At 72.6% G+C, this 26,775-nt stretch carries 22 protein-coding genes and 1 pseudogene; 7 read left to right on the forward strand and 16 right to left on the reverse strand.

What is annotated here, in order from left to right; all coding sequences use genetic code 11:
* Positions 1-76 precede the first annotated feature (76 nt).
* Complete coding sequence (gene tmk / locus ABZU46_RS21980; protein WP_354860636.1) at positions 77-2,167, reverse strand: dTMP kinase; 2,091 nt, start codon at positions 2,165-2,167, stop codon at positions 77-79.
* Between the two features lie 317 nt (positions 2,168-2,484).
* Here tmk and ABZU46_RS21985 point away from each other — a divergent pair, with 317 nt between their 5' ends.
* The gene (locus ABZU46_RS21985) at positions 2,485-3,690 is read left to right on the forward strand and encodes an amino acid deaminase/aldolase (protein WP_354860615.1); all 1,206 of its coding nucleotides are present in this window, start codon (positions 2,485-2,487) and stop codon (positions 3,688-3,690) included.
* A gap of 21 nt (positions 3,691-3,711) precedes the next feature.
* Here ABZU46_RS21985 and ABZU46_RS21990 read toward each other — a convergent pair whose 3' ends face one another.
* Positions 3,712-4,317, reverse strand: a complete 606-nt coding sequence (locus ABZU46_RS21990) for a TetR family transcriptional regulator (RefSeq protein WP_354860638.1) — start codon at positions 4,315-4,317, stop codon at positions 3,712-3,714.
* 226 nt (positions 4,318-4,543) lie between these two features.
* On the opposite strand from ABZU46_RS21990, the pseudogene ABZU46_RS21995 reads away from it, so the two are divergent.
* Positions 4,544-5,854: pseudogene (locus tag ABZU46_RS21995) on the forward strand (D-arabinono-1,4-lactone oxidase); the annotation flags it as partial.
* A gap of 8 nt (positions 5,855-5,862) precedes the next feature.
* Here ABZU46_RS21995 and ABZU46_RS22000 read toward each other — a convergent pair.
* The 7 genes from ABZU46_RS22000 to ABZU46_RS22030 form a co-directional block, all read right to left on the reverse strand.
* Positions 5,863-7,089 carry a CapA family protein gene (locus ABZU46_RS22000; RefSeq protein WP_354860617.1) on the reverse strand — a complete coding sequence of 409 codons (1,227 nt, stop codon included), beginning with the start codon at positions 7,087-7,089 and terminating at the stop codon, positions 5,863-5,865.
* A gap of 79 nt (positions 7,090-7,168) precedes the next feature.
* Positions 7,169-10,003: a type I DNA topoisomerase gene (gene topA, locus ABZU46_RS22005; RefSeq protein WP_354860618.1), complete on the reverse strand. Its 2,835-nt coding sequence runs from the start codon at positions 10,001-10,003 to the stop codon at positions 7,169-7,171.
* A gap of 421 nt (positions 10,004-10,424) precedes the next feature.
* On the reverse strand, positions 10,425-11,174 hold the full coding sequence (locus tag ABZU46_RS22010) for a hypothetical protein (protein ID WP_354860620.1): 750 nt from the start codon (positions 11,172-11,174) through the stop codon (positions 10,425-10,427).
* Positions 11,165-11,707 carry a hypothetical protein gene (locus ABZU46_RS22015; protein ID WP_354860622.1) on the reverse strand — a complete coding sequence of 181 codons (543 nt, stop codon included), beginning with the start codon at positions 11,705-11,707 and terminating at the stop codon, positions 11,165-11,167. Before ABZU46_RS22015 ends, ABZU46_RS22010 begins: the two co-directional genes overlap by 10 nt.
* 102 nt (positions 11,708-11,809) lie before the next feature.
* Entirely contained in the window at positions 11,810-14,170 is a 2,361-nt protein-coding gene (locus tag ABZU46_RS22020) for a sodium-translocating pyrophosphatase (RefSeq protein WP_354860623.1), read from the reverse strand.
* Between the two features lie 401 nt (positions 14,171-14,571).
* Positions 14,572-15,006, reverse strand: a complete 435-nt coding sequence (locus ABZU46_RS22025; protein ID WP_234584146.1) for an ATP-binding protein — start codon at positions 15,004-15,006, stop codon at positions 14,572-14,574.
* Positions 15,006-15,362, reverse strand: coding sequence for an STAS domain-containing protein (locus tag ABZU46_RS22030; protein ID WP_007454668.1), 357 nt, complete (start codon positions 15,360-15,362; stop codon positions 15,006-15,008). Before ABZU46_RS22030 ends, ABZU46_RS22025 begins: the two co-directional genes overlap by 1 nt.
* A gap of 188 nt (positions 15,363-15,550) precedes the next feature.
* On the opposite strand from ABZU46_RS22030, the gene ABZU46_RS22035 reads away from it, so the two are divergent.
* The 3 genes from ABZU46_RS22035 (at position 15,551) to ABZU46_RS22045 (ending at position 18,931) form a co-directional block, all read left to right on the forward strand.
* Positions 15,551-17,929, forward strand: a complete 2,379-nt coding sequence (locus ABZU46_RS22035) for a DEAD/DEAH box helicase (protein ID WP_354860639.1) — start codon at positions 15,551-15,553, stop codon at positions 17,927-17,929.
* 99 nt (positions 17,930-18,028) lie between these two features.
* Entirely contained in the window at positions 18,029-18,232 is a 204-nt protein-coding gene (locus ABZU46_RS22040; RefSeq protein ID WP_354860625.1) for a hypothetical protein, read from the forward strand.
* A 120-nt stretch (positions 18,233-18,352) separates the two neighbouring features.
* Positions 18,353-18,931: a hypothetical protein gene (locus ABZU46_RS22045; protein ID WP_354860626.1), complete on the forward strand. Its 579-nt coding sequence runs from the start codon at positions 18,353-18,355 to the stop codon at positions 18,929-18,931.
* Positions 18,932-19,168: 237 nt separating this feature from the next.
* Here ABZU46_RS22045 and ABZU46_RS22050 read toward each other — a convergent pair whose 3' ends face one another.
* The 7 genes from ABZU46_RS22050 to ssd all read right to left on the reverse strand — a co-directional run bounded on the left by ABZU46_RS22050 (position 19,169) and on the right by ssd (position 24,582).
* Complete coding sequence (locus ABZU46_RS22050) at positions 19,169-19,582, reverse strand: Rv3654c family TadE-like protein (RefSeq protein ID WP_354860627.1); 414 nt, start codon at positions 19,580-19,582, stop codon at positions 19,169-19,171.
* Positions 19,582-19,896, reverse strand: a complete 315-nt coding sequence (locus tag ABZU46_RS22055) for a TadE family type IV pilus minor pilin (RefSeq protein WP_354860641.1) — start codon at positions 19,894-19,896, stop codon at positions 19,582-19,584. The genes ABZU46_RS22050 and ABZU46_RS22055 overlap by 1 nt, the downstream gene beginning before the upstream one ends.
* Before the next feature lie 113 nt (positions 19,897-20,009).
* Positions 20,010-20,177: a DUF4244 domain-containing protein gene (locus ABZU46_RS22060; RefSeq protein WP_234584142.1), complete on the reverse strand. Its 168-nt coding sequence runs from the start codon at positions 20,175-20,177 to the stop codon at positions 20,010-20,012.
* Between the two features lie 22 nt (positions 20,178-20,199).
* Entirely contained in the window at positions 20,200-20,763 is a 564-nt protein-coding gene (locus tag ABZU46_RS22065) for a type II secretion system F family protein (protein ID WP_354860643.1), read from the reverse strand.
* A gap of 347 nt (positions 20,764-21,110) precedes the next feature.
* A complete protein-coding gene (locus ABZU46_RS22070) occupies positions 21,111-22,274 on the reverse strand; it encodes a hypothetical protein (RefSeq protein WP_354860629.1) in 1,164 nt (387 codons plus the stop codon).
* On the reverse strand, positions 22,271-23,482 hold the full coding sequence (locus ABZU46_RS22075) for a TadA family conjugal transfer-associated ATPase (protein WP_354860630.1): 1,212 nt from the start codon (positions 23,480-23,482) through the stop codon (positions 22,271-22,273). The genes ABZU46_RS22070 and ABZU46_RS22075 overlap by 4 nt, the downstream gene beginning before the upstream one ends.
* A complete protein-coding gene (ssd, locus tag ABZU46_RS22080; protein ID WP_354860631.1) occupies positions 23,479-24,582 on the reverse strand; it encodes a septum site-determining protein Ssd in 1,104 nt (367 codons plus the stop codon). The genes ABZU46_RS22075 and ssd overlap by 4 nt, the downstream gene beginning before the upstream one ends.
* A 259-nt stretch (positions 24,583-24,841) precedes the next feature.
* Between ssd and ABZU46_RS22085 the strand changes: the two genes are divergently transcribed.
* Both ABZU46_RS22085 and ABZU46_RS22090 read left to right on the forward strand, forming a co-directional pair.
* A complete protein-coding gene (locus ABZU46_RS22085) occupies positions 24,842-25,363 on the forward strand; it encodes a SigE family RNA polymerase sigma factor (RefSeq protein WP_354860633.1) in 522 nt (173 codons plus the stop codon).
* A gap of 2 nt (positions 25,364-25,365) precedes the next feature.
* On the forward strand, positions 25,366-26,688 hold the full coding sequence (locus ABZU46_RS22090; protein WP_354860634.1) for a hypothetical protein: 1,323 nt from the start codon (positions 25,366-25,368) through the stop codon (positions 26,686-26,688).
* Positions 26,689-26,775: the final 87 nt, after the last annotated feature.

Below are 26,775 nucleotides of genomic sequence, written 5' to 3' on the forward strand. Positions count from 1 at the left end.
GCCGCCGCGCCGGCGGCCCGGCGCAGTTCGGCGACCGCCTCGTCCTGGCCGACCAGATCGGCGAAGACGTCCGGCATCAGGTCTTGTGCTCCATCGTCACCAGCTCCGCGTCGGATAACTCCGGCTGCACCGAGGTGTCCGGGCCCTGCGCGGGGCGGGGGTGCACGATGCCGCCCGGCTTGCCCAGCATCTCCTGTACGCGCCGGACCACCAGCTGAGTGATCTCGTCGACCGGCCGGGACGCGTCGAGCACCAGGTAGCGCTTCGGGTCGGCGGCGGCGAGGTCCAGGAACGCGTAGCGGACGCGCTCGTGGAAGGCGATCGACTCCGCCTCGAGCCGGTCGGCGCCCGCGTTGCGCGAGGCCACCCGGGACAGGCCGGTCCGCGGCTCGACGTCGAGCAGCACCACCAGGTCCGGCTTGAGCCCACCGGTGGCCCAGGAGGAGAGCCAGGAGACCTCGTCGACCGGCAGCGTCCGCCCGGCGCCCTGGTACGCGAGCGACGAGTCGACGTACCGGTCGCTGATCACCACACCGCCACGGACCAGCGCGGGCCGAACGACGGCGGCCACGTGGTGCGCCCGGTCGGCGGCGTAGAGCAGCGCCTCGGCGCGCGGGGAGGGCGCCTCGTCGCCGGAGGTGTCCAGCACCAGCGACCGGATCCGCTGGCCGACGGCCGTGGCCCCCGGTTCGCGGGTGACCAGGACGTCGTGCCCCTGGCCGCGCAGCCGCTCGGCGAGCGCGGTGAGCTGGGTGGACTTGCCGGCGCCCTCGCCGCCCTCGAACACCACGAAGAGCCCGGCGGAGACGAACGGCTCGGAGGGCATCAGCGGGCGACCACGGATCGAGCCCCACAGGTCGGCGAGGACGGGGACGCCCTTCTTGTCGTCCATCTGGCCGAAGGCGCTGATCCCGGCGAAGATGCCGGCGGCACCGGCGGCGAGCAGCAGCAGGCGGGTGGAGGAGACGGAGATGCCGAGGTCGGCGATTGTCAGTTTGCGGGAGCCGCCGACGCCGACCAACACGCTGCTCAGCCCGATGGCCAGGATCAGCACCAGCCGGGTGCCGATCTGCACGACCGCGAAGACCCGGCCGCGCACCTCGTCGGCCACCTCGCCGCCCAGCAGCGTGGTGCCGGCCAGGAAGGCCATCCCGGCGCCGGCGCCGACCAGGACCGCTCCGACGATCGCCATGGACAGGTGGATGGCGAAGGCGAGGGTCATCACGGCGGCGCTGGCCAGCACGATGCTCATACCGAACCACCGACGCCGGGACATGTCCTTCACGATCATCGGGCCGAGCCCGATGCCGAGGGCCAGACCGACGAAGATGGCGCCGAAGAGCAGCGAGAACGCGGCGTCGCCAGCGCCCAGCGAGCTGGCGAAGAACTTGGCCGTGCCGACCACGATGCCGCCACCGGCGAACGCCCCGAAGATGCCCAGCACCAGACCACGCACGAGCGGGGTCTGGCCGATGTACTTCCAGCCCTCGGAGAACTGCCGGAACATGCTCTGCTCGGAACGCCCGGCCTCACCGCGTTGTGCCTCGCTGATCTCCTTGATCCCGAAGGCCACCACCAGTGCGGTGGCGAGCCGGGTGAAGGAGTTGAACCAGAGCGCGAGCTGGGCCGGTTCCGCCCAGGAGGGCAGGTCGCCGCCGACGGCACCACGGACGCCGCGATCGAGCACGGCCAGGCCGACGGCGGCGGCGACCGGGGTGAGGCCGTACGTGGTGATCAGGGTGAGCTGGTTGGCCGCCTCCAGCCGGGCCCGCGGGATGAGGTTGGGGACCGCGGCCTCCTTGGCCGGGATCCAGAGCAGGGTGATCGACTCGATCAGGAAGGTGGCGATCAGCGCCCAGCCGACCACCAGGCCGCCCGGGGCGCCGCTGAGGGCGTAGAGCGGAATGGACGCGAAGAGGACGAAGCGCAGCAGGTCGCAGATGACCATCGTCCAGCGCCTGTCGAACCGGTCGGCGAAGACGCCGGCCACCGGGCCGAGCACCAGCGCGGGCAGCAGCCGGATCGCGGTCACACCGCCGAACGCGGCGCCCTGGGCGGTGCTGCCCTGCACCTGGGAGGCGGCGAAGAGAGCGGTGGCCAGCAGACCGAGCCAGTCGCCGAAGGAGGCCGCGCCGAGCACGATCCAGAGCCGCCGGAACGGCCTGATCCGCAGAACCGAGCGGATCGCGGCGTAGCCGGACGGATCGACCTGACCGGAGCTGGACTGGTTGGCGGCGTTGCCCGACTGGTCACCCGCGCGCGACACGCCGGGCGACTCGCCGCTGTTCTGGCTTTCGATGGCCGTACCTCCACGTGCCGGCCCATCGCTGGGCACCCCCGGTGGAACACTCTAGACCCGGTGGGGGCCGCCCCACCGGCGACATTCTCCTGCTCGCTGAGCCTAGGCCGCCGGGGGCGCCGGCCGCAGCCCGGGACGTACGCGAGGGTATTTCGCATTCACCGTCGGACAGTTAGCGTGCACACGTGGCCATCGAAAGCGACAAACTGCGCGACCGCCTGGACCGGGCGACCGCCCATCTCGACCCCCCGTACGCCGTGGTGGATCTCACCGCCTTCGACGCCAACTCGGCGGCCCTGGCCGACCGCGCCGCCGGCAAGCCGCTCCGGCTGGCCAGCAAGTCGGTGCGCAGCCGGGAGCTGATCGGCCGGGCGCTCGCCCGACCCGGCTGGCAGGGCGTGATGGCGTTCACCCTGCCCGAGGCGATCTGGCTGGTCCGCGCCGGCATGAGCGACGACGTGCTGGTCGCGTACCCGAGCGCCGACCGGGCGGCCCTCGCCGAGCTGGCCGCCGACCCGACGCTCGCCGCCGCGATCACGCTGATGATCGACGGCACCGGGCAACTGGACTTCATCGACACCGTCCGAGCCCCGGGGCAGCGCGCCGAGCTGCGCCTCTGCCTGGACCTGGACGCCTCCTGGCGACCACTGCGCGGGGTGCACGTCGGCGTCCGCCGCTCACCGGTGCACAGCGCCCGGGCGGCCGGCGCGCTCGCCGCCACCGTCGCCGGCCGCGCCGGCTTCCGGCTGGTCGGGCTCATGTCGTACGAGGCGCAGATCGCCGGCCTGGGCGACGCGCCGCCGGGGCGGACGCTGCTGGCCGGCGCGATCCGGCTGGCCCAGCGCGGGTCGTACCGCGAGTTGCTGGCCCGCCGGGGTGCGGCGGTGGCGGCGGTACGCGAACACGCCGACCTGGAGTTCGTCAACGGCGGCGGCACCGGCAGCGTGGCCGCGACCAGCGCCGATCCCGCGGTCACCGAGGTCACCGCGGGATCGGGCCTGTACGGGCCGACGCTGTTCGACGCGTACCGCGCGTGGCGGCCCACCCCGGCGGCGTTCTTCGCCTGCGCGGTGGTCCGCCGGCCGACGCCGGAGCTGGCGACGGTGCTCGGCGGCGGCTGGATCGCCTCCGGCCAGGCCGCCGACAGCCGGCTGCCCCGGCCGTGGCTGCCGGCCGGCCTGAAGCTCGTCGCCACGGAGGGAGCCGGCGAGGTGCAGACCCCGCTCTCCGGCGCGGCGGCGGCCACCCTGCGGGTCGGCGACCGGGTGTGGTTCCGGCACGCCAAGGCCGGTGAGCTGTGCGAACGGGTCAACGAGCTGCACCTGGTCGAGGGGGACGCGATCGTGGCGACCGTGCCCACCTACCGGGGCGAGGGCCACGCGTTCCTCTGACGGGCCGCCCCGCGCGCCGACTCAGGCGTGCTGGACGGCCTCGGTCTGCTGCTCGTCGGCGGGGTGTCCGCTGTCGCGACCGTCGACCTGGCGATGCAGGTACTCCCGGATCAGCGCCTTCGCCTCGAGCAGCACCCGCTCGTCGCCGTCGGACTTTCGCCGAAACGCGAGCTTGATCAGCGCGTCGGCGGCCTCCACCGCGATCTCCAGGACGAAGCGCAGCTTCGGCACGTCGGTGAGCCCGAAGCGCTCGGTGAGCACCCGCGCCAACTGGTCGGCGATCACGCCGTTGTTGTCCCGCTGCTCATCGAGCAGGTGCAGGTCGACCACGTCGCCGAAGTGCAGAGTACGAAAGCCCGGGACGGTGCGGTGCATCGTGATGTACTCGTCGATGCCCGCGTCGACGCCGTCCCACCAGTGGGTCATCTCGTCGGAGGCGAAGCGCTCGTCGAGCCGCTGCAGGTAGGACTCCATCGTGCGCAGGGTCAACGCCTGCACGATCGCCCGCTTGTCCGGGAAGAACTGATAGACCGACCCGATCGCCACTTCGGCCCGCTCGGCGAGCAGGGTCGTGGTCAGACCCTCGTACCCCACCTCGTCGACGAGTTCGGCGCAGGCATCCAACATGCGCTGTACCCGCGCGACACTTCGACCCTGCACCGGTACGCGGCGCAGCGGCCCGGTCGTGGCGGCTGGTGTGGACACTCGGCGCCACCCCCCTTCGACGGATGAACATATCTCCACGTCACGAGTCCGTGACTACCGGTACAACGAGCGGATCGCAATTGCGGTATTTACCAGGTACAACGTTCCTGATATGAAGTCAGTTCATATTCATGAATGAGGAGCGCGCATGGTCGGCACGGCATCGCTCACCACCCCCTGGTCCAACTGGGCCGGCAACCAGCGCGGCTCCGCCACCGCCATCCTCCGCCCCGGCTCGGTGGCCGACGTCACCGAGGCCGTCCGTGCCGCCGCCGCCGAGGGCCGCCGGATCCGGGTGACCGGCAGCGGCCACTCCTTCACCGCCATCGCGCTCGCCGACGACCGGCGGATGGAGCTGTCCGAGTTGGACACCACCGTCAGCGTCGACGTCGCGAACCGGCTCGTCACCGTACCGGCCGGAATGACCCTGCACACGCTCAACAGCCTGCTCGCCCGGCACGGCCTCGCCCTGCCCAACCTCGGTGACATCGACGCGCAGACTGTCGCCGGGGCCATCTCCACGGGCACCCACGGCACCGGCGCCGGCTACGGCTGCCTGTCCACCTTCGTCGAGGCGATCACTCTGGTCACCGGCAGCGGAGAGGTGCTGCGCTGCTCCGCCGACGAGCACCCGGACGTCTTCGCCGCCGCCCGGGTGTCGCTCGGCGCGCTCGGGGTGCTGGTCGAGGTGACGCTGCGCTGCGTCGACGCCTTCGTCCTGCACGCCCACGAACGGCCCGCCGCGCTGGCCGATGTGCTCGCCGGCCTGCCCACTCTGATCGGCGGCCACGACCACGTCGAGTTCTACTGGTTCCCCTACACGTCCCGGGTCCAGGTCAAGACCAACGACCGGGTACCCGCCAACGACCGGCCGCTGTCCCGCTGGCGCGGCTGGTTGGACGACGACTTCCTGTCCAACACGGTCTTCGCCGGCGCCTGCCGCCTCGGCCGGGCCGTGCCGGCGCTGGCACCCGGCATCAGCGCCGTCTCGGCCCGCGCACTCACCGAACGGCAGTACACCGGGCGCTCCGACCGGGTGTTCTGCACCCCACGCCGGGTCCGCTTCGTGGAGATGGAGTACGGCCTGCCCCGCGAGGCGCTACCCGAGGCGCTCGCCGCGCTGCAGCGGATCGTCGAGGGGTTGCCGTTCAAGGTGCTCTTCCCGGTCGAGGTGCGGTTCACCGCCGCCGACGACATCTGGCTGTCGCACGGCTACGGTCGGGACTCCGCGTACATCGCTGTGCACCAGTACGTCGGCATGCCGTACGAGCCCTACTTCCGGGCCTTCGAGGAGGTGGCCGCCGGGCTGGGTGGCCGCCCGCACTGGGGCAAGCTGCACTACCGGGACGCCGCCAGCCTGGCCCCCGCCTACCCGAGGTTCGCCGACTTCCTGGCCGTACGCGACCGCCTGGACCCCGACCACCGGTTCGCCAACGCCCACCTCGACCGCGTCCTCGGCGGCGGCGCTCAGCCGCCCGACGCCTCCACCTGGTCCGCGCCGGCACCGAGAGCCCGGACGTAGCCGAGCACCCGCTGGTACGCCGCCCGGTAGTCGCCCCGCAGACCTGGAGGGGTGCCCGGGTCGGCAAGCGCTGCGGTCAGGTCGACCAGCCGGAGGGCCGGTGCCAGGTCGGTCCAGGTTGGCAGTGCCTCCATCCGGGTCACCGTCCAGCGCCCCGGGGCGGTCTCGGTGAAGGTCGCCCGGGCCATCACACCCTCGCGGTTGTCGTCGATCGGCTCCTCGTGCCGGGCCAGTTCGTTGCCCATGCCGAAGACCACCCACTTGTCGCCGAAGCGCTGGAACGGCTGCACCGCGTGGGCGTGATGGCCCAGGATGAGGTCCACGTCGGGCGAGGAGATCAACTGCTGGGCCCAGGCCCGCTGGTCGGCGTCCGGCAGGTGCTGGTACTCCGTACCCCAGTGCAGGCTGAGCACGACGATGTCGGCACCGGCGGCGCGCGCCTTGTGGGCGGCGGCGCGGATCTCGGGCGGATCGATCAGGTTGGCCAGCCACGGCTTGCCCGGGGGGCGGCTCAGCCCGTTGAAGTTCAGGCTGTACGCCAGGTGGGCGACGCGGACGTCGCCGACCTGGTAGATCCGGGGCCGGGCCGCTTCGGCGGCGCTGCGGGCGCTGCCGGTGTGCCCCAGCCCGGCGGCGTCGAGTGCGCGGATTGTCCGGGCCACCCCGTCGGCGCCCTGGTCGAGGGTGTGGTTGGAGGCGGTCGAGCAGCCGTCGAATCCGGTGGCGCGCAGCCCGTCGAGCACCTGCGGGGGCGCGTTGAACGACGGATAGCCGGCGAACGGGCCGGCGGGATCGGCCAGTGGCGTCTCGAGGTGGCACAGCGCCAGGTCGGCGCCGCGGACCGCCGGGGCGACCCCGGCGAACATCGGGGCGAAGTCCATGCCGCCTGCACGGGCACCGTCCCGGCGCGCCTGGTCGGTCACCGCTGGATGGATCAGAACGTCACCCGCGGCGACGAGTCGCACGGTCCGCCGGTTGGCCGGATCCCGGGTGGGCCCGGTGGACGGCCCGGGGGCGACGGTCTGCGGGGGAGCGTGCGACGCGGTGGCGCCGGCCGGCGAGGGGCTGCCCGCGTCCATCGTCCGGATGCCGACCGCGACCACGGCGAGCAGCAGCGTGCCCGCCGCAGCGCCGACGAGCGCACGGCGGCGCGAAACAGGGGCTGCGAACATCCCCTCACGTTAGGCAGTCCACACCAGAGCCCCGCCACCGATTTGGACATTTAACCCATTAGGGGTGGCGTGCTGGCTGTCACTTCTCGGCAGGACTGGCGGTGGCCTTCTTCGGGGCCGCCTTCTTCGGGGCCGCCTTCTTCGCCGTCGCCTTGGCGGTCGTTGTCTTCTTCGCGGCCGTGGACTTGCTGGCGGCGGCCGTCTTCTTGGTCGCCGTGGCCTTCTTCGCCGGTGCCTTCTTGGCCGCCGCCTTCTTGCGCGGCGCCGGGCCCTTGGCCCGCTTCTCGGCGAGCATCTCGGAGGCTTCCTCCAGGGTCAGCGCCTCCGGAGTCTGTCCGCGCCGCAGCGACGCGTTGAACTCCCCGTCGGTGACGTACGGGCCGAAGCGGCCGTCCTTGATCACCAGTGGCTTCTCGGTCAGCGGGTCGACGCCCATCTCCCGCAGTGGCGGCGCTGCGGCCCGCCGGCCCCGGGTCTTCGGAGCGGCCAGCAGGGCCAGCGCCTCGTCCAGGCTGACCGTGAACATCTGCTCTTCGGACTCCAGCGAGCGGAACTCCTCGCCGCGCTTCACGTACGGGCCATAGCGACCGTTGTTGGCGAACACCTCGACCCCGTCGGGCGCGACGCCCACCAGCCGGGGCAGGCTGAGCAGCCGCAGCGCCTCCTCCAGGGAGAGCGAGTCCGGTGTCTGCGAGCGCAGCAGCGACGACTTCCGCTCGCCGCTGGACACGTACGGGCCGAAGCGGCCGGACTTGAGCACGATCGGCTCGCCGGTGGCGGGGTCGTCGCCGAGCTTGCGCTCGCCGCTGCCGCCGAGGAACAGCTCGTGCACCTTCTCCGGGGTCAGCTCGTCCGGGGCCAGGCCCTCGGGGATCGGCGCCCGGTCACCCTGGGTGCCGCCCTCCTCACCCTCGGCAGCCGGTGCCGGCTGCTCGCCGCCGGGCAGCTCCCGTTGCAGGTACGGCCCGTACCGGCCGACCCGCACGACGACCTCGCGCCCGTCGTCGTCGGTGAAGAGCGGGATGGAGTTGACGCTGCGGGCGTCGATTTCGCTGACGTTTTCGGTGACCAGCTTCTTGAGGCCGCCGGAACGGGCGATGTCCTGGTCACCGGCACCGTTGGAGCTGCCGAAATAGAACGCGGTGAGGAAGTCGACCGCGGCGTGGTCACCGCCGGCGATCTCGTCCAGCTCGTTCTCCATGGTGGCGGTGAAGTCGTAGTCGATCAGGCGGGGGTAGTGCCGTTCCATCAGCCCGATCACCGCGAAGGCCAGGAACGTGGGGATCATCGCCTGGCCGCGCTTGGTGACGTACCCCCGGTCCTGGATCGTCTGCATGATCGACGCGTAGGTGGACGGGCGGCCGATGCCCAGCTCTTCCAGGGCCTTGACCAGCGACGCCTCGGTGTAGCGCGACGGCGGCTGGGTGTGGTGGCCCTGCGCGGCCAACTCGTCGGCGGTCAGCGGCTGGTCCTTGACCAGGGTGGGCAGCCGGCGCTCGGCGTCCTCGGCCTCGGCGTTCTCGTCGTCGCTGGACTCGACGTAGGCGCGCAGGAAGCCCGGGTCGGTGATGGTCTTGCCGGTCGCGCCGAAGTCGGCCTCCTCCTGGGAGGTGGAGACCGCGCGGATGCGCACCGACACGCTGGAACCGACGGCGTCTGTCATCTGCGAGGCGATGGTCCGCCGCCAGATCAGCTCGTAGAGCTTGAACTCCTCGGCGGACAGCTCCTTGGCCACCTCGCCCGGGGTACGGAAGTTGTCCCCCGCCGGGCGGATCGCCTCGTGCGCCTCCTGCGCGTTCTTCACCTTGCCGGTGTAGCGGCGCGGCTCCGGCGGAACGCTGCGCTCGCCGTACAGCTCGACGATCTGCCGGCGGGCCGCCGAGATGGCGGTCTCCGACAGGTTCACCGAGTCGGTACGCATATAGGTGATGTAGCCGTTCTCGTAGAGCCGCTGCGCGGTACGCATCGTCTGCTGCGAGGACAGGCGCAGCTTGCGGGCCGCCTCCTGCTGGAGCGTGGAGGTGATGAACGGCGCGTACGGGCGGCGGCGGTAGGGCTTCTCCTCGACGCGGGTGACGGTGAACGGCCGGCCCTCCAGGCGGGCCGCGAGCCCTCGGGCACCGCCCTCGTCCAGGTGGACGACGCCCGCGCCGGCCCGGACCCGACCCGTGGTCGGCTCGAAGTCCTTGCCGGTGGCGATCCGGTCGCCGTTCAACGCGATCAGGGTGGCGTTGAAGGCGCGCGGCCCCTCACCGGCGTTCGCCACGGCGAGGGTGGCCAGGATGTCCCAGTACTCGGCGGTGCGGAAGGCCATCCGCTGCCGCTCCCGCTCGACCACGATGCGGGTCGCCACGGACTGCACCCGGCCGGCCGAGAGCTTCGGCATGACCTTCTTCCACAGCACCGGGGAGACCTCGTAGCCGTAGAGCCGGTCGAGGATCCGCCGGGCCTCCTGGGCATCGACCAGGTCGCGGTCGATCTCCCGGGGGTTGGCCACCGCCGCCTGGATCGCCGGCTTGGTGATCTCGTGGAAGACCATCCGCTTGACCGGCACCTTGGGCTTGAGCGTCTCCACCAGGTGCCAGGCGATCGCCTCGCCCTCGCGGTCCTCATCCGTGGCCAGGAAGATCTCGTCGACCTCCTTGGCGAGCTTCACCAGCTTGCTGATCTGCTGCCGGCGGTCGGCGGAGACGACGTAGAGGGCGTGGAAGCCGTTGTCCACGTCCACCCCGAGGCGGGCCCAGGACTCGCCCTTGTACTTCGCCGGCACGTCGGCGGCGTTGCGCGGCAGGTCGCGGACGTGACCGAAGCTGGCCTCCACGACGTACCCCGGGCCGAGGTAGCCCGAGATCGTCTTGGCCTTCGCCGGTGACTCGACGATGACCAGACGGGTGGTTCCAGCTTTGCTCGGCACGTCTCTGTCGACCTCACTCCTGCTCGTGGCCTGCCGGCGCCTACGACAGCGACCGCTCTCGACCCCGCCGCGGCACCGGCGGTCCGGATGTCCAACGTAACGCGCCGTCCGCGTTTCGGGTTTCGCGGGCGGCAATCCGCTGCGGCGCGGCGGTCAACTCCCGCCCCGCCGTGCTCGGCACTGCCGGACGGCGCCACCGTACACCGTGAGTAGGGCTCGAAGCGGGTCACTGTGACGATGGCGGACCCCAACCGGCCCATTCAAGCCCAGCTGTCCAACACCAGACACCGCACCCGCCCTCACCCCGCGCCACCCCCGCTCACATCGATCATGGGGTTGTGGTGGGCGTTTAGGCCCCGAAAGAGAAGTACGTCCACCACCACAACTCCAAGATCGACGCCGACGAGCGGCGGAACCACGGTCAGGGCCAGGCGTCCGTTGGCGCCGCCGGTGGCGGTGGGCCGACCAGCTCGGCGAGCCGCGCCAACCGGCGCCGGCCGGTGATCCGGTACGCCGGGCCGCCCTCGCCGGGGCCGAGCAACGTGCCGGCCAGGCCGGCGGCGGCGAGGGCGGCGCCGATCGCGTCCCACGACTCCTGGTCGCCCTCGCCGAGCCGCAGCAGGAAGCCGCTGGGCGGTTCCGGCGTCCCGGCGGCGGCGAGCCAGAGCCGCAGCCGCCGGCCGGTCAGGTGGAAGACGGCCGGCGGGCGCTTCGCCGGGCCGTGCAGCCAGGCGACCGCGAGCGGCTTCAACAGCCGGGTGTACGACGTCCGGACGGTGTGTCGCTCGTCCTCGGTCGGCTCCCAGCTCGCGGCCAGCCCGCGCAGCGCCAGTTCGGCGACGAGCACGTGCACCCGCCAGGCGGCGTCCACCCGCACCGCGAGCCGGGCGGTGCCGCCCATCCGGACCACCTCGCCCGGCCCGGCCAGCAGCCCGGCCAGATCGGCGACCGCCGGTTCGGCGGCATCCGCGCCGAAGAAGACCAGTTGCCGCCCCGCGTCGTCGGCGTGCGGCGGCCCGGGACGACTCGACTCCGATCGGGCCGGGCCGCCGCGTCGCCGGCTGGCACCCGACGTCGCCGGGCCGGTGTCCGGCGGATCGGGCTCGGGTGCGGGGAACAGCGCCGGCAGCGGCTGCGCCGCCGGAGAGTCACCGAGCCCGTTCAGCGACACTCCGGCACCTCGTCGAAGGCCTGTTTCAACTCCTCGGAGTTGAGCTGGCTGGTGTCCAGAGCGCTGGCGTCGTACTCCTTGTTCAGCGTCTCGACGGCGGCCCGCACGCCGTCGTAGAAGGCGTCCGGCTCGCCGGTGCCCAACCCCTCGATGGTGTCCCGGGCCCGGCCGTAGGCGTCCCGCATCTTGCTCAGCGAGCTGCGGAACCCGGCGGAGACGGCCTCGCCGTTGTCGGTCTCCGGGACGCCGGCCTGCTCGACCTTGCGGCGCGCGGTCTCACTGGCCTGCTCCGCGCCACCGAAGAGCCGCACCAGGTTCTCCTTGGCCTGCGCCGGAGTGGTCTGCGCCGTCATCTGCTGATCGGTGCTGCTGGTCAACTTGCTGATCTCGGAGCGCCACGGCGTGAGCGCGCCGCAGACCGACGCCGCCCAGGCCCGCGGGCTGGGCCCACCACCGCAGCCGGAGAGGACGACGACGAGCGTGGCCAGGACCACCGTGAGCTTTCCGGCGGCAGACGCCCGGCACGTACGCATGCGTTGCAGCGTACGGCCTCCGGCCAGGCGTGGCACCGGTCCGGATGGCCGGGGTCCCCGCCCGACAGGTACGTCGAGCGGGGACTCCGGTGCCGGTGTCGCTCAGGCGTTGACCGTCTCCGGCCGGTGGTCGGCGCTGCCCGCGCCGGTGTTGCCACCGGCGTCGGAGTCGTCCATCGCGATGCCCTTGCGCTTGCTGAAGACCACCGACGCCACGATGATCAGCGTCGCGACCAGCGCGATGCCCACCCGCAGTGCCACGTTGCGGTCGTCACCGACGCTGTACGCCACCACGGCGGGCGCGATCAGCAGCGAGACCAGGTTCATCACCTTGATCAGCGGGTTGATCGCCGGGCCGGCGGTGTCCTTGAACGGGTCACCGACGGTGTCGCCGATGACCGTGGCGGCGTGCGCCTCGGAACCCTTGCCGCCGTACGCGCCGTCCTCGACCAGCTTCTTGGCGTTGTCCCACGCGCCACCGGAGTTGGCCAGGAAGACCGCCATCAGGGTGCCGGCCCCGATCGCGCCGGCGAGGTACGCCGCCAGCGCGCCGGGCCCGAGGCCGAAGCCGACCGCGATCGGCGCCAGGATGGCGAGCAGACCGGGGGTCATCAGCTCGCGCTGCGCGTCCCGGGTGCAGATGTCGACGACCTTGCCGTACTCCGGGCGCTGGGTGCGGTCCATGATGCCGGGCAGCTCACGGAACTGCCGGCGCACCTCCATCACCACGGCGCCGGCCGAGCGGGACACCGCGTTGATGGCCAGCCCGGAGAAGAGGAAGACGACCGCCGCACCGATGATCAGGCCGACCAGGTTGCGCGGGTTGGCCAGGTTAAGCGCGTTGAGGATCTCTGCCTCGACGTTGCTCACCTTCGCGTCCCCGTACGCGGCTTTCAGGGTGTCCGTGTACGAGCCGAACAGCGCGGTCGCCGCCAGCACCGCCGTGGCGATCGCGATGCCCTTGGTGATCGCCTTGGTGGTGTTGCCGACCGCGTCCAGCTCGGTGAGCGTCCGCGCGCCGTGCTCGTCGATGTCGCCGGACATCTCGGCGATGCCCTGGGCGTTGTCGGAGATCGGCCCGAAGGTGTCCATGGCGACGATGACGCCGACCGTGGTGAGCAGGCCGGTGCCGGCCAGCGCCACCGCGAACAGCGACAGCGTGATGGAGCTGCCGCCGAGCAGGAACGCCCCGAAGACGCCGGCGCCGATCAGCAGCGCCGAGTAGACCGCCGACTCCAGCCCGATGCTGATGCCGGCGAGGATCACCGTGGCGGCGCCGGTCTGCGAGCTCTTGCCGATGTCCTGCACCGGCCGGCGGTTGGTCTCGGTGAAGTACCCGGTCAGCGCCTGGATCGCCGCGGCCAGCACGATGCCGATCACGACCGCGCCGATGGCCACCAGTCGCGGGTTGCGGTCGACGTCGGTGAGGCCACCCTCCAGCTCGGCGAAGGTCGCCGGCAGGTACGCGTACGCGGCGATCGCCACCAGCACCGCGGAGATCACGGCGGAGATGTAGAAGGCCCGGTTGATCGCGGTGAGGCCGCTGCGGTCGGAGGCGCGCAGCCGGGTGATGAAGACGCCGACGATGGCGACCAGCACGCCGATGGTGGAGATGATCAGCGGGAAGACCAGACCGTCCTCGCCGAAGGCGGCGCGGCCGAGGATCAGCGCGGCGACAAGCGTCACCGCGTACGACTCGAAAAGGTCGGCGGCCATGCCGGCGCAGTCACCGACGTTGTCGCCCACGTTGTCGGCGATGGTGGCGGCGTTGCGCGGATCGTCCTCGGGGATGCCCTGCTCGACCTTGCCGACCAGGTCGGCGCCGACGTCGGCGGCCTTGGTGAAGATGCCGCCGCCGACCCGCATGAACATCGCCAGCAGCGCGGCGCCGAAGCCGAAGCCCTCCAGCACCGTGGGCGCGTCACCCCGGTAGACCAGGACGACGAGCGCGGCGCCGAAGAGGCCGAGGCCGACGGTGAGGAAGCCGACCACGCCGCCGGTCCGGAAGGCGATCTTCATGGCCGCCTCGCGGCCACCCTGTCGCTCCCGGGCGGCGGCGGCCACGCGCAGGTTGGCGCGGGTCGCCAGCCACATGCCGGCGCCGCCGATGGACGCGCTGAACACGGCGCCCACGACGAAGAAGAGCGAGCGGCCGAGCTTCACGGCCATCTCGCTGCCGTCGGTGTCGTGCACCGGCAGCAGGAAGAGCAGCACCACGGCGACGACGACGAAGATCGCCAAGGTGCGGAACTGGCGGAGCAGGTAGGCCGAGGCGCCCTCCTGGACCGCCCCCGAGATCTCCTGCATATTCGTGGTGCCCTTGCCGGCTGCCAGCACCGTCTTCGTCAGCGCGGCGGCGAAGACGAGCGCCACCAGCGCGATGACCGCGGCGATGACGACGTATGTGACATTGCTTCCGGTAAGGGAAAGCCCGCCGCCATCGGCGGCCAAGGTCTCGGACATCTGTGTCCTCCTGTTACCGAACACTCGCGTCGACGGGTGGAGACGCACCGGTCGACGCCTGGATGCGGACTCGCAAGCGCGCGCCAACCCACCCCAGCGGACCAGCGATGACCACCCATACCCGCTGGCTGCGGGTTGGATCACTTGCTGACAACCCGGGTACTGTAGCCCTCCACAGTGTTCGAGGTCACACCGAGGTGGCACCGTGTCTCGATGATCTTCGTCGCTGTGTTATGAAACGAAATCTGATATAGGACCCGATCCATGACGAGAAGGCCGCACCCCCGCCGGGGATGCGGCCTTCTTCAGCAGTTCTCGGCCTTCTTCAGCAGTTCTGGGCCTTCTTCAGCAGTTCTGGGCCTTCTTCAGCAGTGCTCGGCCTTCTTCCGCGCTTCCTCGGGTCAGCGGCCGACCGGCCACACCATCCGCACCTCGGTGCCGATGCCCTCGTCGACCGGGCGCACCTGCAGGTCCTCGACGAAGCCCGCGAGCAGGGCGAACCCGACGCCCGTGGTCAACGCCTCGTCGGTCAGTGACTCGTTGGCCAACTCGTCCGGCGGCAACGCCGCCAGCCCGATGCCGGCCTCGATCGGCGCACGGTCCACCACCCGCACCGCGTACGTGCCGCCGTCGGACATCTCCACCAGCACCGGATCGGCCAGGCCGTACTGCCGGTGCAGGGCGACCGCCCGGGTGCACGCCTCACCGATGGCCAGGCGCACCTCGTCCAGCAGATCCTCGCGGACACCGGCACGCCGGGCGACGGCGACGCCGACCAGTCGGGCGGTACGCACGTGCACCGGCGCCGGGGAGAAGGAGAGCCGGACCGTCGCCATCACGCGTTGGCGCCGGTCGGGCCCGCACCGACCGCTGCCTCGACCGTGGGGTGCAACGGGAACACCTGGTCCAGCGCCGTGATCCGGAAGATCTTGAGCAGCGGCTCCTTGTCACAGACCAGGGCGAACGAGCCGCCGGCCGTCCGCAGCCGCTTGTGCGCGCCCACCAGCACGCCCAGCCCGGTGGAGTCGAGGAAGTCCACCCGCCCGAGGTCCACGACCACGTGCCGGGCGCCACCGTCGATCAGCTCGAGGAGTCGTTCGCGGAGCCGGGGCGCGGTGTAGACGTCCACCTCACCGCCGACCTCGAGCACCGTGTGCTCGCCCACGGTGCGCGTCGCCAACGACAGCTCCATCGGTCCTCCTCGCCAGAGCCGTAAACTCTCCTGGGCATCTAACCACTACCGCCGGGGCACCCTGCGGTCACCGGCGGAGGCTTCCCCTTACCCCCGGCCCCGGCTTTTCATCTCCGAACACCAGTGCGAGAGTGCAGGACGTGACCTCCAACGACTTCATTTCGGCGCGTCCTACGCCGCGCCGTGACCTGGAGTCGTCCGCCGCGCCCACCGTATCCGCAGGTCACGACCCCGGACCAGCGCCGGTCGACCTGCTGCGCCGGCTGCGCGCCCGGGGTGCCGGCGACCCGGTCACCCACGTCGAGCGGGTGCCGGCCCGGGTCGGGGTGCCCGCCCCCTGGCCGGCGTGGGCGCCGCCGGAGCTGCGGGCGGCGTTCGCCCGTCGCGGCGTGGTCGCGCCCTGGCAGCACCAGGCCGAGGCGGCCACCCTGGCGTACGACGGCGGCCACGTGATCGTCGCCACCGGCACCGCGTCCGGCAAGTCGCTGGCGTACCAGCTCCCGGCGCTGGCCACGTTGCTCGCCGACCCTCGGGCCACCGTGCTCTACCTGGCGCCGACCAAGGCCCTCGCCGCTGACCAGCTGCGGGCCGTCGCCGGCCTGGAACTGGAGGGGGTACGCCCCGCCTGCTACGACGGGGACACGCCGCGTGCCGAACGGGAGTGGATCCGCCGGCACTCCCGGTTCGTGCTGACCAACCCCGACATGCTGCACCACGGCATCCTGCCCGGCCACGCCCAGTGGTCCGGCTTCCTGCGCCGCCTCGCGTACGTGGTGATCGACGAGTGCCACACCTACCGGGGTGTGTTCGGCTCGCACGTCGCGCACGTACTGCGTCGACTGCGCCGGCAGTGCGCCCGCTTCGGTGCCACCCCGGTGTTCGTGCTCGCCTCGGCGACCTCCGGCGACCCGGCGACCGCCGCCGGCCGACTGACCGGCCTGCCGGTGACGGCGGTCACCGAGGACGCCTCACCGCGCGGCGGGGTGACCTTCGCGCTCTGGGAGCCGCCGCTGCTCCCACCCGACTCGACCGCCCCTGCGGTGCCCGCGCAGGCGGCCGGCGACCACGACGCCACCACGGACCTCGTCCAGGTCCGCCGCTCGGCGCTGCGGGAGACCGCGGACCTGCTCGCCGACACGGTCGCCGAGGGGGTACGCACGCTCGCGTTCGTCCGGTCCCGCAAGGGCGCCGAGGTGGTGGCGGCCAACGCGCGCCGGGCACTGGACGACGCGGTCCCGGGGCTCGGTGGCCGGGTCGCCGCCTACCGGGGCGGCTACCTGCGCGAGGAGCGGCGCGAGCTGGAACGTGCCCTGCTGCACGGTGACCTGCTCGGTCTGGCCTCCACCAACGCGCTGGAGCTGGGCGTGGACCTGGTCGGTCTGGACGCGGTGCTGATCTGCGGCTATCCGGGCACCCGGGCGTCACTGTGGCAGCAGGCGGGCCGCGCCGGGCGGTCCGGCCAGGAGGCCCTCGCCGTGCTGGTGGCGCGGGACGACCCGCTGGACACCTACCTGGTGCACCACCCGGAGGCGATCTTCGGTGCGCCGGTCGAGGCGACGGTGCTCGACCCGGCCAACCCGTACGTGCTGGCGCCGCAGTTGGCCTGCGCGGCCGTCGAGGCGCCACTCACCCCGGCCGATCTGGCGCTCTTCGGCGACGGGGCGAAGGAGGCCATCGACCAGTTGGTCGAGGCGGGCGCGCTGCGGCAGCGGCCCACCGGCTGGTACTGGCGGCACCGCGAGCGCCCCGAGGTGGACCTGCGCGGCGAGGGCGGCGCCCCGGTCTGCGTGGTGGAGTCGGCCACCGGTCGACTGCTCGGCACGGTCGACGGCGGCTCGTCGCACTTCCTGCTCCACACCGGCGCGGTCTACCTGCACCAGGGCATCTCGTACGTGGTCGACGACCTCGACCTGGCCGACGGCTGCGCGCTGGTGCACGTCGAGGAGCCGGACTGGTCCACCCACGCCCGGGACGTCACGGACCTGTCCGTGGTGTCGGTGCGCTCCTACGTGGACGCCGGGCCGGTCGGGATGTTCCTCGGCGAGGTGGACGTGACCAGCCAGGTCGTGTCGTACCAGCGGCGCCGGATCGCCACCGGCGAGGTGATCGACACCCGGCCGCTCGACCTGCCCACCCGGGAGCTGCGCACGGTGGCGGTCTGGTTCACGCTGTCACCGCGGTCGCTGGCCTCCGCAGGGGTCCAGCAGGCCGACGTGCCGGGTGCGCTGCACGCCGCCGAACACGCCGCGATCGGCCTGCTTCCGCTGATGGCGACGTGCGACCGGTGGGACATCGGCGGGCTCTCCACCGCCCTGCACCCGGACACCGAGGCGCCGACGGTCTTCGTCTACGACGGGCACCCGGGCGGCGCCGGCTTCGCCGAGCGGGCCTACGGGACGGCGTCAGCGTGGCTGCGCGCCACGCGGGACGCCATCGCGGAGTGCGGCTGCGAGACCGGCTGCCCGTCCTGCGTGCAGTCGCCGAAATGCGGCAACGGCAACAATCCGCTCTCCAAGCCGGACGCGATCCGGGTGCTCGACGTGGTGCTGGAGAATCTGCCCGCCTGAGGCACCTTGCATGAATCCCGATGGCACTGGGCACAATGACATGGGAGCGCTTCCATCGATGCTTGTGTTCCAGTTAGCCCCCGCGCCCGAGGAGAAGCCGTGGCCGACACGATCGCTGAGACCGTCGACCTGCTCTACACCATCGACCAGGACCACCTCACCCTCGACCAGCAGATCGCACTCGGGGCGGCGCTGGCCGCCCTGGCTCAGGCGGAACGACTGGAGCAGATCAACGAACGGCTGCGCAGCATCCACCAGGTGCTCAACACCTGGTCGTTGCGCGCGACCGTGGACGGCCGCTGACCTTCGCGGGGCCGGTCCCGCGGGGCGGACCGGTCGGGGGTGGGAGCGCCAGGGCCACGGGCCGGCGGTGGTTGCCCGGCTGTGCGAGACTCCGGCGCACCATCCCCCTGAGGAGAACACATGCAGCTCGACAACTTGCAGACCCTGCAGCAGTTCCACATCCGCCAGCGGCTGCGGATGATGGTCAACCAGTACGAGGTCCGGGCGGTCGCGCCGGACGGCACCGAGGGCGAGTTGCTGGCGTTCGCGCAGCAGAAGCGGCTCGCCTTCAAGGAGCAGGTGACGATCTACACCGACGACTCCAAGCAGCAGCCCCTGCTCGGCTTCAAGGCCCGCCAGCGCATCGACCTCGGCGCGACGTACGACGTCACCGACGCGGCCGGCAACGCGATCGGCCTGTTCCGCAAGGACTTCGCCCAGTCGCTGCTCCGCTCCACCTGGCACGTCGAGCAGGCCGGCCTGCCGCAGGTGACGGGTCAGGAGCGCAGCCTGCCGGTGGCACTGCTGCGCCGGTTCGTCGACTCGCTGTCCTGGCTGCCGTACCACTTCGACTTCACCGCCGGTGGCCAGCCGATCTTCTCCGTGGTGAAGAAGTGGGGCCTGCGCGACAAGTACGTCGTCGAGGTGCAGAACCCGCAGATCGACCGTCGTCTCGTCATCGCGATGGCCGTCGCCCTCGACGCGCTCCAGTCCCGCTGACGCACCCCGGCTCGCACCCAGCGACCCACCCCCTCGGCCGCTGGCCGGGACAGGGCCCGCAACCCTGTCCCGGCCAGCCGGCCGCGGTCGGATAGCCCCGGCGGTCGGATAGCCCGGCGGTCGGATCAGCCCGGCGGTCGGATCAGCCCGGCGGTCGGATCAGCCGGGCGCAACCTATCGGCGCGACCCGCGGCCCGAAGACACCGGCCAGCCCGGTGGTATCCAGCAGGGCCTTGTTCAGCCGCGCACTGGGCCGGCGCGGGCCGTCGACGCGGCGACCCGGGTCAGGCCCGGAAGGGGTGTGAACGCCACTTCGACGGTCACCAGCACGTCCAGCCCGTCGAGGAGACAGTCGATCAGTCGGCCAGCGTTGCGGTGGACGATGTCCGCGGCGGCCGCGCACGCCACCGCGTCGCCGTCGAGCGCCCGGGCAGCGCCGGCCAGCGCACCGAGATCAGCGGCCACCGCCGCCCGCTGAGCCGCCATCCCCGCTGCGGCGACGGCCGCGCCGAACGTCCCGACCAGCACGAAGACCAGTCCCAACGCGAGCAGTAGCAGGGTGGCGCCACCTCGCTCCGCGTCCGGTCGACCGCCATCGTGTCGCTCATCGTTCGGGCCGTGCCCGCGCGACCGAGCGTCAGAATGCCGCATCACCAACTCCCCTCGCTGGCGCCTGGTTCCACGGCTGCGACCGCTGTCGCGACAACGGTGATCCGTGGTAGCCGGCCGCCCAGCGCGCGGACGGGCGCGCGGACCGTCGCCTGCACCCGGTCGCCGTCGACAGACACCGACACCTCTGCTCCCGGTGGCGCCGCGCGCTCCCCATCTGCGCTGTCGGCCCCCCGGGCGGCGGCCAACGCCACCTCCCGGGCCGTGTGCAGGCAACTCGCCTGGGTGCTGACGGCGTTGACCGCGGTCAGGCCGGCGAGCAGCAGCAGGAGGAGCGCCGGCAGGCCGGCCGCCAGCTCGGCGGTGAAGGAGCCCCGGTCGCCGCCGACGAGGTGGGCCGACCAGCTACCGTCGCACGCCCGCCCGGGGGTACCCGGTTCCCGACCATGGCCGACCTGCCGGCGCCCGATCACTTGAGCGCCCGGTCGATGACCGCGGTCAACGCCGACTGGACATTGCCGGAGGTGAGCACCTTCAACAGAATCCCGGCGAAGGCCACCGCGGCGAGCGTGCCCACGGCGTACTCGGCGGTGTTCATCCCGTCGTCGCCGCGGAGTCGGGCGATGAGTTTGCGCATGCGTCTTTCCTTTCTCGAAGGGTCAGAGCACGTCGCCGAGGACGGCGACGATCACCGGCACCAGGCCGGCGAGAATGAACGCGGGCAGGAAGCACAGCCCCAGCGGCAGCACGATGAGTACGCCAGCCCGGCGGGCCGACGCCTCGGCGGCGGTGGCCCGGTCGGCCCGCAGGTCATCAGCGAGACGGGTCAGCGCACCGGCCAGCGCGGCGCCGCTGTTGGCCGAGCGGAATGCCGCCGCTGCCATCCGCTCGGCTCCCGGCACCCCGTCCAACGCCGACCACGCCTCGACCGGGCCACCGCCGAGGAGCAGGGTGCGGCCGACCCGGGCCAGTCGGCTGGCGAGCGGGCCGTCCAGCGCCTCGGCCACGGCCAGCACCGAGCGGTCCACCGGCGCACCCGCCCGCATCGCCGCCGCCAGCAGGTCAGCGGCGAGCGGCAGGTCGGCGGCTTCCCGGAGTCGCCGGCCGCGCGCCGCCGGGGACTCGATCCGCCGCAGCAGCACGTCCAGCAGGACCGCGGTCGGAACCGCACCGAGCAGCCCGAACCAGCCCCCGACGACCACCGCCACGGCGAGCCCGGCCATCCCTGCCGCGAGCCGGATCGCGTCCGGTCTCCGCCGACTCTCCACACCGCCGCTACCCGAGCCGCCCTGAGCCAGCGAACCGCCCTGAGCCAGCGAACCGTCCCGAGCCAGCGAGCCGCGCCGACCCGCCGAGCCGGCTGGGCGCTCCGAACCGCCCGGGGCGGCCTGGCGCTCCAGGCCGTCGGGGCGCACGGAACCGTTCCGACCCGGCCATCCGTCCCGCCCCGGCCAGCCGCCCTGGGTCACCCGCCGGGGTGGGCGAGCCGGGCCGCGCTGGCGCAGCCGCAGCGGCACCACGAGAAGGGCTGCGACCACCAGGCCGGCGACCACGAGCAGCACCGGGGACATCAGGCGGCCCGCCCCGACGCCGCGCCCAACCGCTCGGCCCAGAACAGGCCGACAATCTGTAGGGCGACCGCGAGGACCGCGCAGACCCCACCGACCGTGCTGTGCAGGAGCACTGCCAAGGGATCGACCCCGATCCCGTAGCCGAGCGCGATCCCGCCGAGCGGCAGGGCCGCCAGCAACCAGGCCGTGGCACGGGCACCCGCCGCCTGTGCCGCTGCGGCGGCCAGGCCCCGGTCGGTCGCCCGGGCGTCCGCCTCGATCCGCTCGACCAGTTCGGCCAGTGGTGCGCCGGTCCGGTCCGCCAGCCGCACGGCGGCCGAGGTCAGCTCGCTAAGCCGGTCGACTCGGCCCGACCCCTGAACGGCGGCAATCTCCAGGGTTGGCGGGACGGGCAGGCCCGCCCGGAGGTCGGCGGCCAGACCGCAGAGCAGGTCCAGGCCGCGCCGCCGATCCAGCTCGGCGTGCCGGCTCGCCCTCCAGCGGAGCAGAGCGCGCACGGCCAGCGTGCCGTAGCCGGCCACCGCGACCGCGGCCACCGGCCCGGCGGATACGGCACCGACACCCGCCCCCACCAGGCCAACCAGCAGCAGCACACGCCTCGGCGACCGACGCACGCGTACCGGATGGGCCGCGTACGACCCACCGGCCTTTTCGTCCGCCGGGTCAGTGAGGCGGTGGTCCGCCGGGTCGACCCGGCTGTGGCCCGGATGCTCGACGGCCACCAGGGTCTCGGTCTCCGGCCGGGCAGTGGCAGCCGGGCGGCGAGGATCCCGACGGATCGGCGGACGTGCCGGGCCTGCCGGTCGCGTGGATCCCCCCGGGCCGCCGGTCGCCCTCGGGCGGCTCGGGCTGTCGTCAAGGTCCCGAGTGGACCAGGCGACAACCGCCCGCCCGCTGCTGAACGCCGACGTGCCCGGCGGGTACGAGAGGGCACCCGGGTGGGCCGAGGCCGACACGCCGCCGAGCTCATCGGTCGGCCCGCCCTGGCCACGAGCGAGGCCCCTGATCCATTCCACCAGGGCGTCGTCCGACTCAGCGCCGGTGGTGCCACGGCCCGGTGCCAGCACCCGGCGGCGGCGTGCCCGGACGCTCTGCACAGGCCAGGCCACCAGAGCCGCGGCGGCCAGCAGCAGCGCCACCACCAGCGCAGTCCCGCCGGTCATGCCGGGCCTGCCGATCCAGGCCACGGCTCGCTGAGGATCGGGGGCACCGCCACGCCCCGGTCTCGCAGCAGCGTGCCGAAGGTACGCGCGGCCAGCCCCAACCCACGTCCACGTACCCAGGCGGGCACCACGGTGGCCAGTCGCTCGGGCCCCTCGGGAAGCAGCAGACAGATCGACTCGAGGACACGACCCTGGTCTCCTCGGCGTACCTGGAGCAGCACCTGGAGCGCGGCGACCACCTGGGCATGCAGCGCGGCGCGGGGCAGCCCGCCCAGCATGCCGAGCGCCTCCAGCCGGGCCGGCACGTCGGACGGGGTGTTGGCGTGCAGCGTGCCGGCGCCACCGTCGTGGCCGGTGTTCAGCGCGGCCAGCAGGTCGACCACCTCCGCGCCCCGGCACTCCCCGACCACCAGCCGGTCCGGGCGCATCCGCAACGCCTGCCGGACCAGGTCACCGAGGCTGACGACGCCCGTCCCCTCGACGTTGGCGGTACGGGCCTGGAGCCCGACCACGTGCGGGTGCCCCGGTTGCAACTCGGCCGCGTCCTCCACCAGGACGATCCGCTCGGTGGCGGGCACCAACCCGAGCAACGTGTTGAGCAGTGTGGTCTTGCCCGAGCCCGTGCCGCCGGTGACCAGGTACGCCAGCCGGGCCGCGACGACGGCGGCGAGCAGTGGCGCCACCGGCCGCGGCACCGTCCCCTGGCGCACCAGTTCGTCGAGGGTGAACGGGCGGTGCCGGAACGTCCGCAGGGACAGATAGGGCCCCTCGGTCGCCACCGGCGGCAGCACGGCGTGCAGTCGGGTGCCGTCGGGAAGCCGGGCGTCCGCGTACGGGGAGCCGTCGTCGAGCCGCCGCCCGGCGCTGGCGATCAGTCGCTGCGCCAGCCGGCGGACGTCCTCGACCGAGCCCACCGGGACCGCCACCTGGTGCAGCCCCGCGCCCCGGTCGACCCAGACGCGGACACCGTTGACCAGGACGTCGGTCACCTCCGGATCGGCCAGCAGCGGGGCCAATGGCCCGGCGCCGACGAGGTCGTCGTGCACCCGGTCGGCGATCCGCAGTACGGCGTTGTCGCCCAACACCGCCGCGGTGGGCTCGGCGCGTACAGCGGACACGATCGCGGCGGGTGTGACCGGGTCGGTGGCGGCGGCGATCCGCTGCCGCACCCTGGCCGCGAAGGTGTCGTCCTCCGGCCGGCCGCTCATGCCGCACCCGTCGCGGGGACGCCGGTGAGGTCCGCGACGATCCGCCGGCAGAGAGCGGCGAGCGGGCCCTTGCCGGCCGCCGCCGGCGCCTCGCCGCGTTCGAGGCCCCGGCAGAGCCCGGGTTCGGGGCGCAGCGTGCCCGCGAGAGGAAGCCCGAGTGCCCGTGCCACCTCGGTGGCGCGCAGGCGGCCCGGGGCGGGCCCGCGCACCACCACCGAGAGCGCGGCGCAGTGTGGGGCGGCCGCAGCCACCACCCGGGCGGCTGCCGCGGTGGCACGCAGCTCCGCCGGCACGACGACGAACGCCTGGTCGGCTGCCTGCAACGCGACCACGGCGGCGTCGTCCAACTGTCGGGGCAGGTCGATCACCACGAAGTCCCGGCCACGGTGCGCGGCGTCGACGGTCGCCGCCATCGCGGCGGCGGGCAGTGCCAGCATCTCGCCGCGATCCCAGGAGAGCACCACCAGGTCGCCCCGGCTCGGCAGGGCGTGGACCAGCGCCGGCGCGTCCACCCGCCCGTCCGCGTCGGTGAGCGACGGCCAGCGCAGCCCTTCCAGCTGCTCCCAGCCCAGGACGAGATCGAGGCCGCCACCGAGCGGGTCGGCGTCGATGAGCAGGGTGCGCAGTCGGGCTCGCGCCGCGGTCACGGCGAGCCCGCCCGCGAGCACGCTCGCGCCGGCACCGCCCCGGCCGCCGAACAGCGCGACGACCTGGGCACCCGGGCCGGCCGGCTGATCGGGACCCTGCTCGGCCAGGCGATCCACCAGCCAGGGCTCGGCGGCGGGCAGTGCGGCGACGTGCTCGGCGCCGATCAGCTCGGCGATCTGCCAGCCGGGGTCGAGTTGGCTGGCCCAGCCGACCAGCACCAGCCGCGGCCGCTTCGGCAGTCGGGCGCGCAGGCACGCCTGCGCCTGGTCGGCGCCGAGCAGCACCAGCGGCGCGGGACCCCAGCGGGTGCGGGCCGCGGCCGGGTCGGCGGCGAGCTCCACCTCGGTGCCGCCGGCGGCGGCGAGCCGGAGCAGGTCGTCGAGCAGGTCGCCGTCGCCTGTGACGACCAGCGGGAGCCGTCGGATCGGCGGAACGGAGGTACGGGGTGCCATCGCGGCCTCCAGCGGTCGGGATCGGATGCACCGCCGACCCTGCTCGCGATCGGCCCCGGGCACCGGCCCGAGCACGCCACCTGTGGACAACTTTGGGTGCTGTGGACAACGCCCGGGGAGAGAGTTGATCTGCTAGGCGCGCGGGCCGAGGTCACTGTTGCGCCAGCAGGATCGGCCCATCGCGCGCGCGAACTGACGCGCACCGGTAAACCAGCGGACGTGTCGCGGTGTCCTGCTTGATGACGAGACCGGAGGTCAGATGCGAGATTCGCGGGGCGCGGAGTTCGACGAGTTCGTCCGTACACGCTCGGGTGCGCTGTTGCGTGTCGCCTACCTGCTGACGGGCGATCGGCATGCCGCAGAGGATCTGCTGCAGGAGGTTCTGGAGCAGATGTACGTGCGCTGGCGTCGCGTGCAGGCCAGTCCGGAGGCCTACGCACGACGTGCACTGATCAACCGATCGATCAACCGGTGGCGAAGACGTAGGCGGCGACCCGAGCAGACCTTGGACGACCACGACGTTGTCACGCGGGACCACGCGGACGACATCGCGCTTCGCCGGGCGGTCGTCGCGGCACTGCGCGACCTACCGGCTCGGCAACGCGCGGCCGTCGTGCTCCGATACCTGGAAGATCTCCCAACCGCCGACGTTGCCGCAGCTCTGGGCTGTTCCGAGGGAACAGTGAAGAGCCATACCTCGCGCGGATTGGCTCGCCTGCGGACGGCGCTTGCCGGGCCAGGTCTCGTCATGTCCACCATCGAAAGGGAGAGTTCGCGGTGAACATGAGTGACAACGACGTGCGGGAGGTCCTGCACCGGGCAACCAGCCACCTCAGTGGTCGACCCGACCTGTTGGAAAATGTGCGCCGTGGCGGCCGGCGGCGAGTCCGGCGCTTCCGGGTCGCGCTGACTGCCGTCTGCGCCGCCGTCGTGGCTGTCCCCCTGGGGGGTGCGCTCACGGTCCCGGTCTGGCGCGACACGCCCGAGGTGACCTCGCCGATGTTCAACGAACCGACCAAGGGCGACCTGGCTGGTGACGACGCGTACCTGCGTCAGGTCCGTGCGGCATGGCGGCGGCAACTGGAACGCTCGGGCGATACGCAGATGCCGGGTGACCCACACGTCGTGTGGGCGGGAAGGACGCCGGCCGGCCCTGCTGCCTACGTCGCTTACGCCAGCACGACCGATCGGAACGAGGGCGCGGGGGACAACCACATCGGATGGGCGGCGTTCGTCGAGCCAACCGGGGGTGGTCCACAGGTCAGGGCGATCGAAGCCCTCACCGACGACCCACGGCAGCGTAGTACGCAGGCCGCATTGCTCGGGGCGGAGCGCGACGTGCTCCTCGTCCTCGACAGCGGGCAGCCGATGGAGTTCTCGCCCGAACTGCGGTACACGCCGGACGGCAGGATCAGCCGCACCTACCAGCCGGTGAAATTCGAGGACGGCGCGGCGATCCTGCGGATACCCCCGCAGAAGACGAAAGTCACCGTCGCTCTCTCCTTCACGCCCGTGAGCGAACGGAACACCGTGCAGATCCTCGGTGCCGCAGACGTCCTCTTTTCCAATGAAAGCGGTCGCCGGGACGTACAGCGAATCAAACGAACCCTGCCGGGTGCCGAACAGGTGTGGGGCGGCGACCCCAGTGATCCCCGATACGAAGGCGACCGGTCCGTTTACGAGGTCAGCGCCGGGCCCGAAGCTCTCGCCGCATGGGACGATGTTGCCGGCCTCCATGCCCCGGGAGACGCCCCTGAGCTGTACGTCTACGGGGCGACGGCCGACGGTCGACGGTTACTCCTGCAGAGCATCCAGTACGACAGCGACCCCGCTCGCGTCATTGCGCTGCTCGCACGCGGTGATGCTCCTCTCGAAGCCGTGGCCAGCGCGTTCGCCGACTGGACGGCGCCGTTGCCGGTCCGGCTGCGCCTGCCGGACGACCAGGGCATCCTCGTTGCCGCCGAGGGCTCAGCGCTGAGTTATCGGAGCGACGCCGGCCAGTGGCACGACGCCGGCCGTGACGCGGCGCTGCTGCCGCCCACCGCCACCGAGGTACGCGTAACCGCCACCGGCGGCACCGTAAGCACGGTGTCTCTCACGTCCTGACTTGCGAGATGCGGACACACGTCGGGGGGGGGGGCGGCGGGGGGGGGCCCGACAGGGGGGGTGGGGGGGTGCGGGGGGGGGCGGGGT

The sequence above is a fragment of the Micromonospora sp. NPDC005197 genome (genome assembly GCF_040608295.1).
Taxonomy (GTDB): domain Bacteria; phylum Actinomycetota; class Actinomycetes; order Mycobacteriales; family Micromonosporaceae; genus Micromonospora.

Bases quoted from the DNA above. Each gene is read 5' to 3' on its own strand.
- ABZU46_RS22090 (WP_354860634.1), top strand. From the start codon at position 25,366: ATGAGTGACAACGACGTGCGGGAGGTCCTGCACCGGGCAACCAGCCAC.
- ABZU46_RS22070 (WP_354860629.1), bottom strand. From the start codon at position 22,274: ATGACCGGCGGGACTGCGCTGGTGGTGGCGCTGCTGCTGGCCGCCGCG.
- ABZU46_RS22030 (WP_007454668.1), bottom strand. From the start codon at position 15,362: ATGGAGCTGTCGTTGGCGACGCGCACCGTGGGCGAGCACACGGTGCTC.
- ABZU46_RS22000 (WP_354860617.1), bottom strand. From the start codon at position 7,089: ATGTTCGCAGCCCCTGTTTCGCGCCGCCGTGCGCTCGTCGGCGCTGCG.
- ssd (WP_354860631.1), bottom strand. From the start codon at position 24,582: ATGGCACCCCGTACCTCCGTTCCGCCGATCCGACGGCTCCCGCTGGTC.
- ABZU46_RS22025 (WP_234584146.1), bottom strand. From the start codon at position 15,006: ATGGCGACGGTCCGGCTCTCCTTCTCCCCGGCGCCGGTGCACGTGCGT.
- ABZU46_RS22050 (WP_354860627.1), bottom strand. From the start codon at position 19,582: ATGCGGCATTCTGACGCTCGGTCGCGCGGGCACGGCCCGAACGATGAG.
- ABZU46_RS22060 (WP_234584142.1), bottom strand. From the start codon at position 20,177: ATGCGCAAACTCATCGCCCGACTCCGCGGCGACGACGGGATGAACACC.
- ABZU46_RS21990 (WP_354860638.1), bottom strand. From the start codon at position 4,317: ATGTTGGATGCCTGCGCCGAACTCGTCGACGAGGTGGGGTACGAGGGT.
- ABZU46_RS22015 (WP_354860622.1), bottom strand. From the start codon at position 11,707: ATGCGTACGTGCCGGGCGTCTGCCGCCGGAAAGCTCACGGTGGTCCTG.
- ABZU46_RS22065 (WP_354860643.1), bottom strand. From the start codon at position 20,763: ATGGCCGGGCTCGCCGTGGCGGTGGTCGTCGGGGGCTGGTTCGGGCTG.
- ABZU46_RS22085 (WP_354860633.1), top strand. From the start codon at position 24,842: ATGCGAGATTCGCGGGGCGCGGAGTTCGACGAGTTCGTCCGTACACGC.
- ABZU46_RS22045 (WP_354860626.1), top strand. From the start codon at position 18,353: ATGCAGCTCGACAACTTGCAGACCCTGCAGCAGTTCCACATCCGCCAG.
- ABZU46_RS22020 (WP_354860623.1), bottom strand. From the start codon at position 14,170: ATGTCCGAGACCTTGGCCGCCGATGGCGGCGGGCTTTCCCTTACCGGA.
- ABZU46_RS22075 (WP_354860630.1), bottom strand. From the start codon at position 23,482: ATGAGCGGCCGGCCGGAGGACGACACCTTCGCGGCCAGGGTGCGGCAG.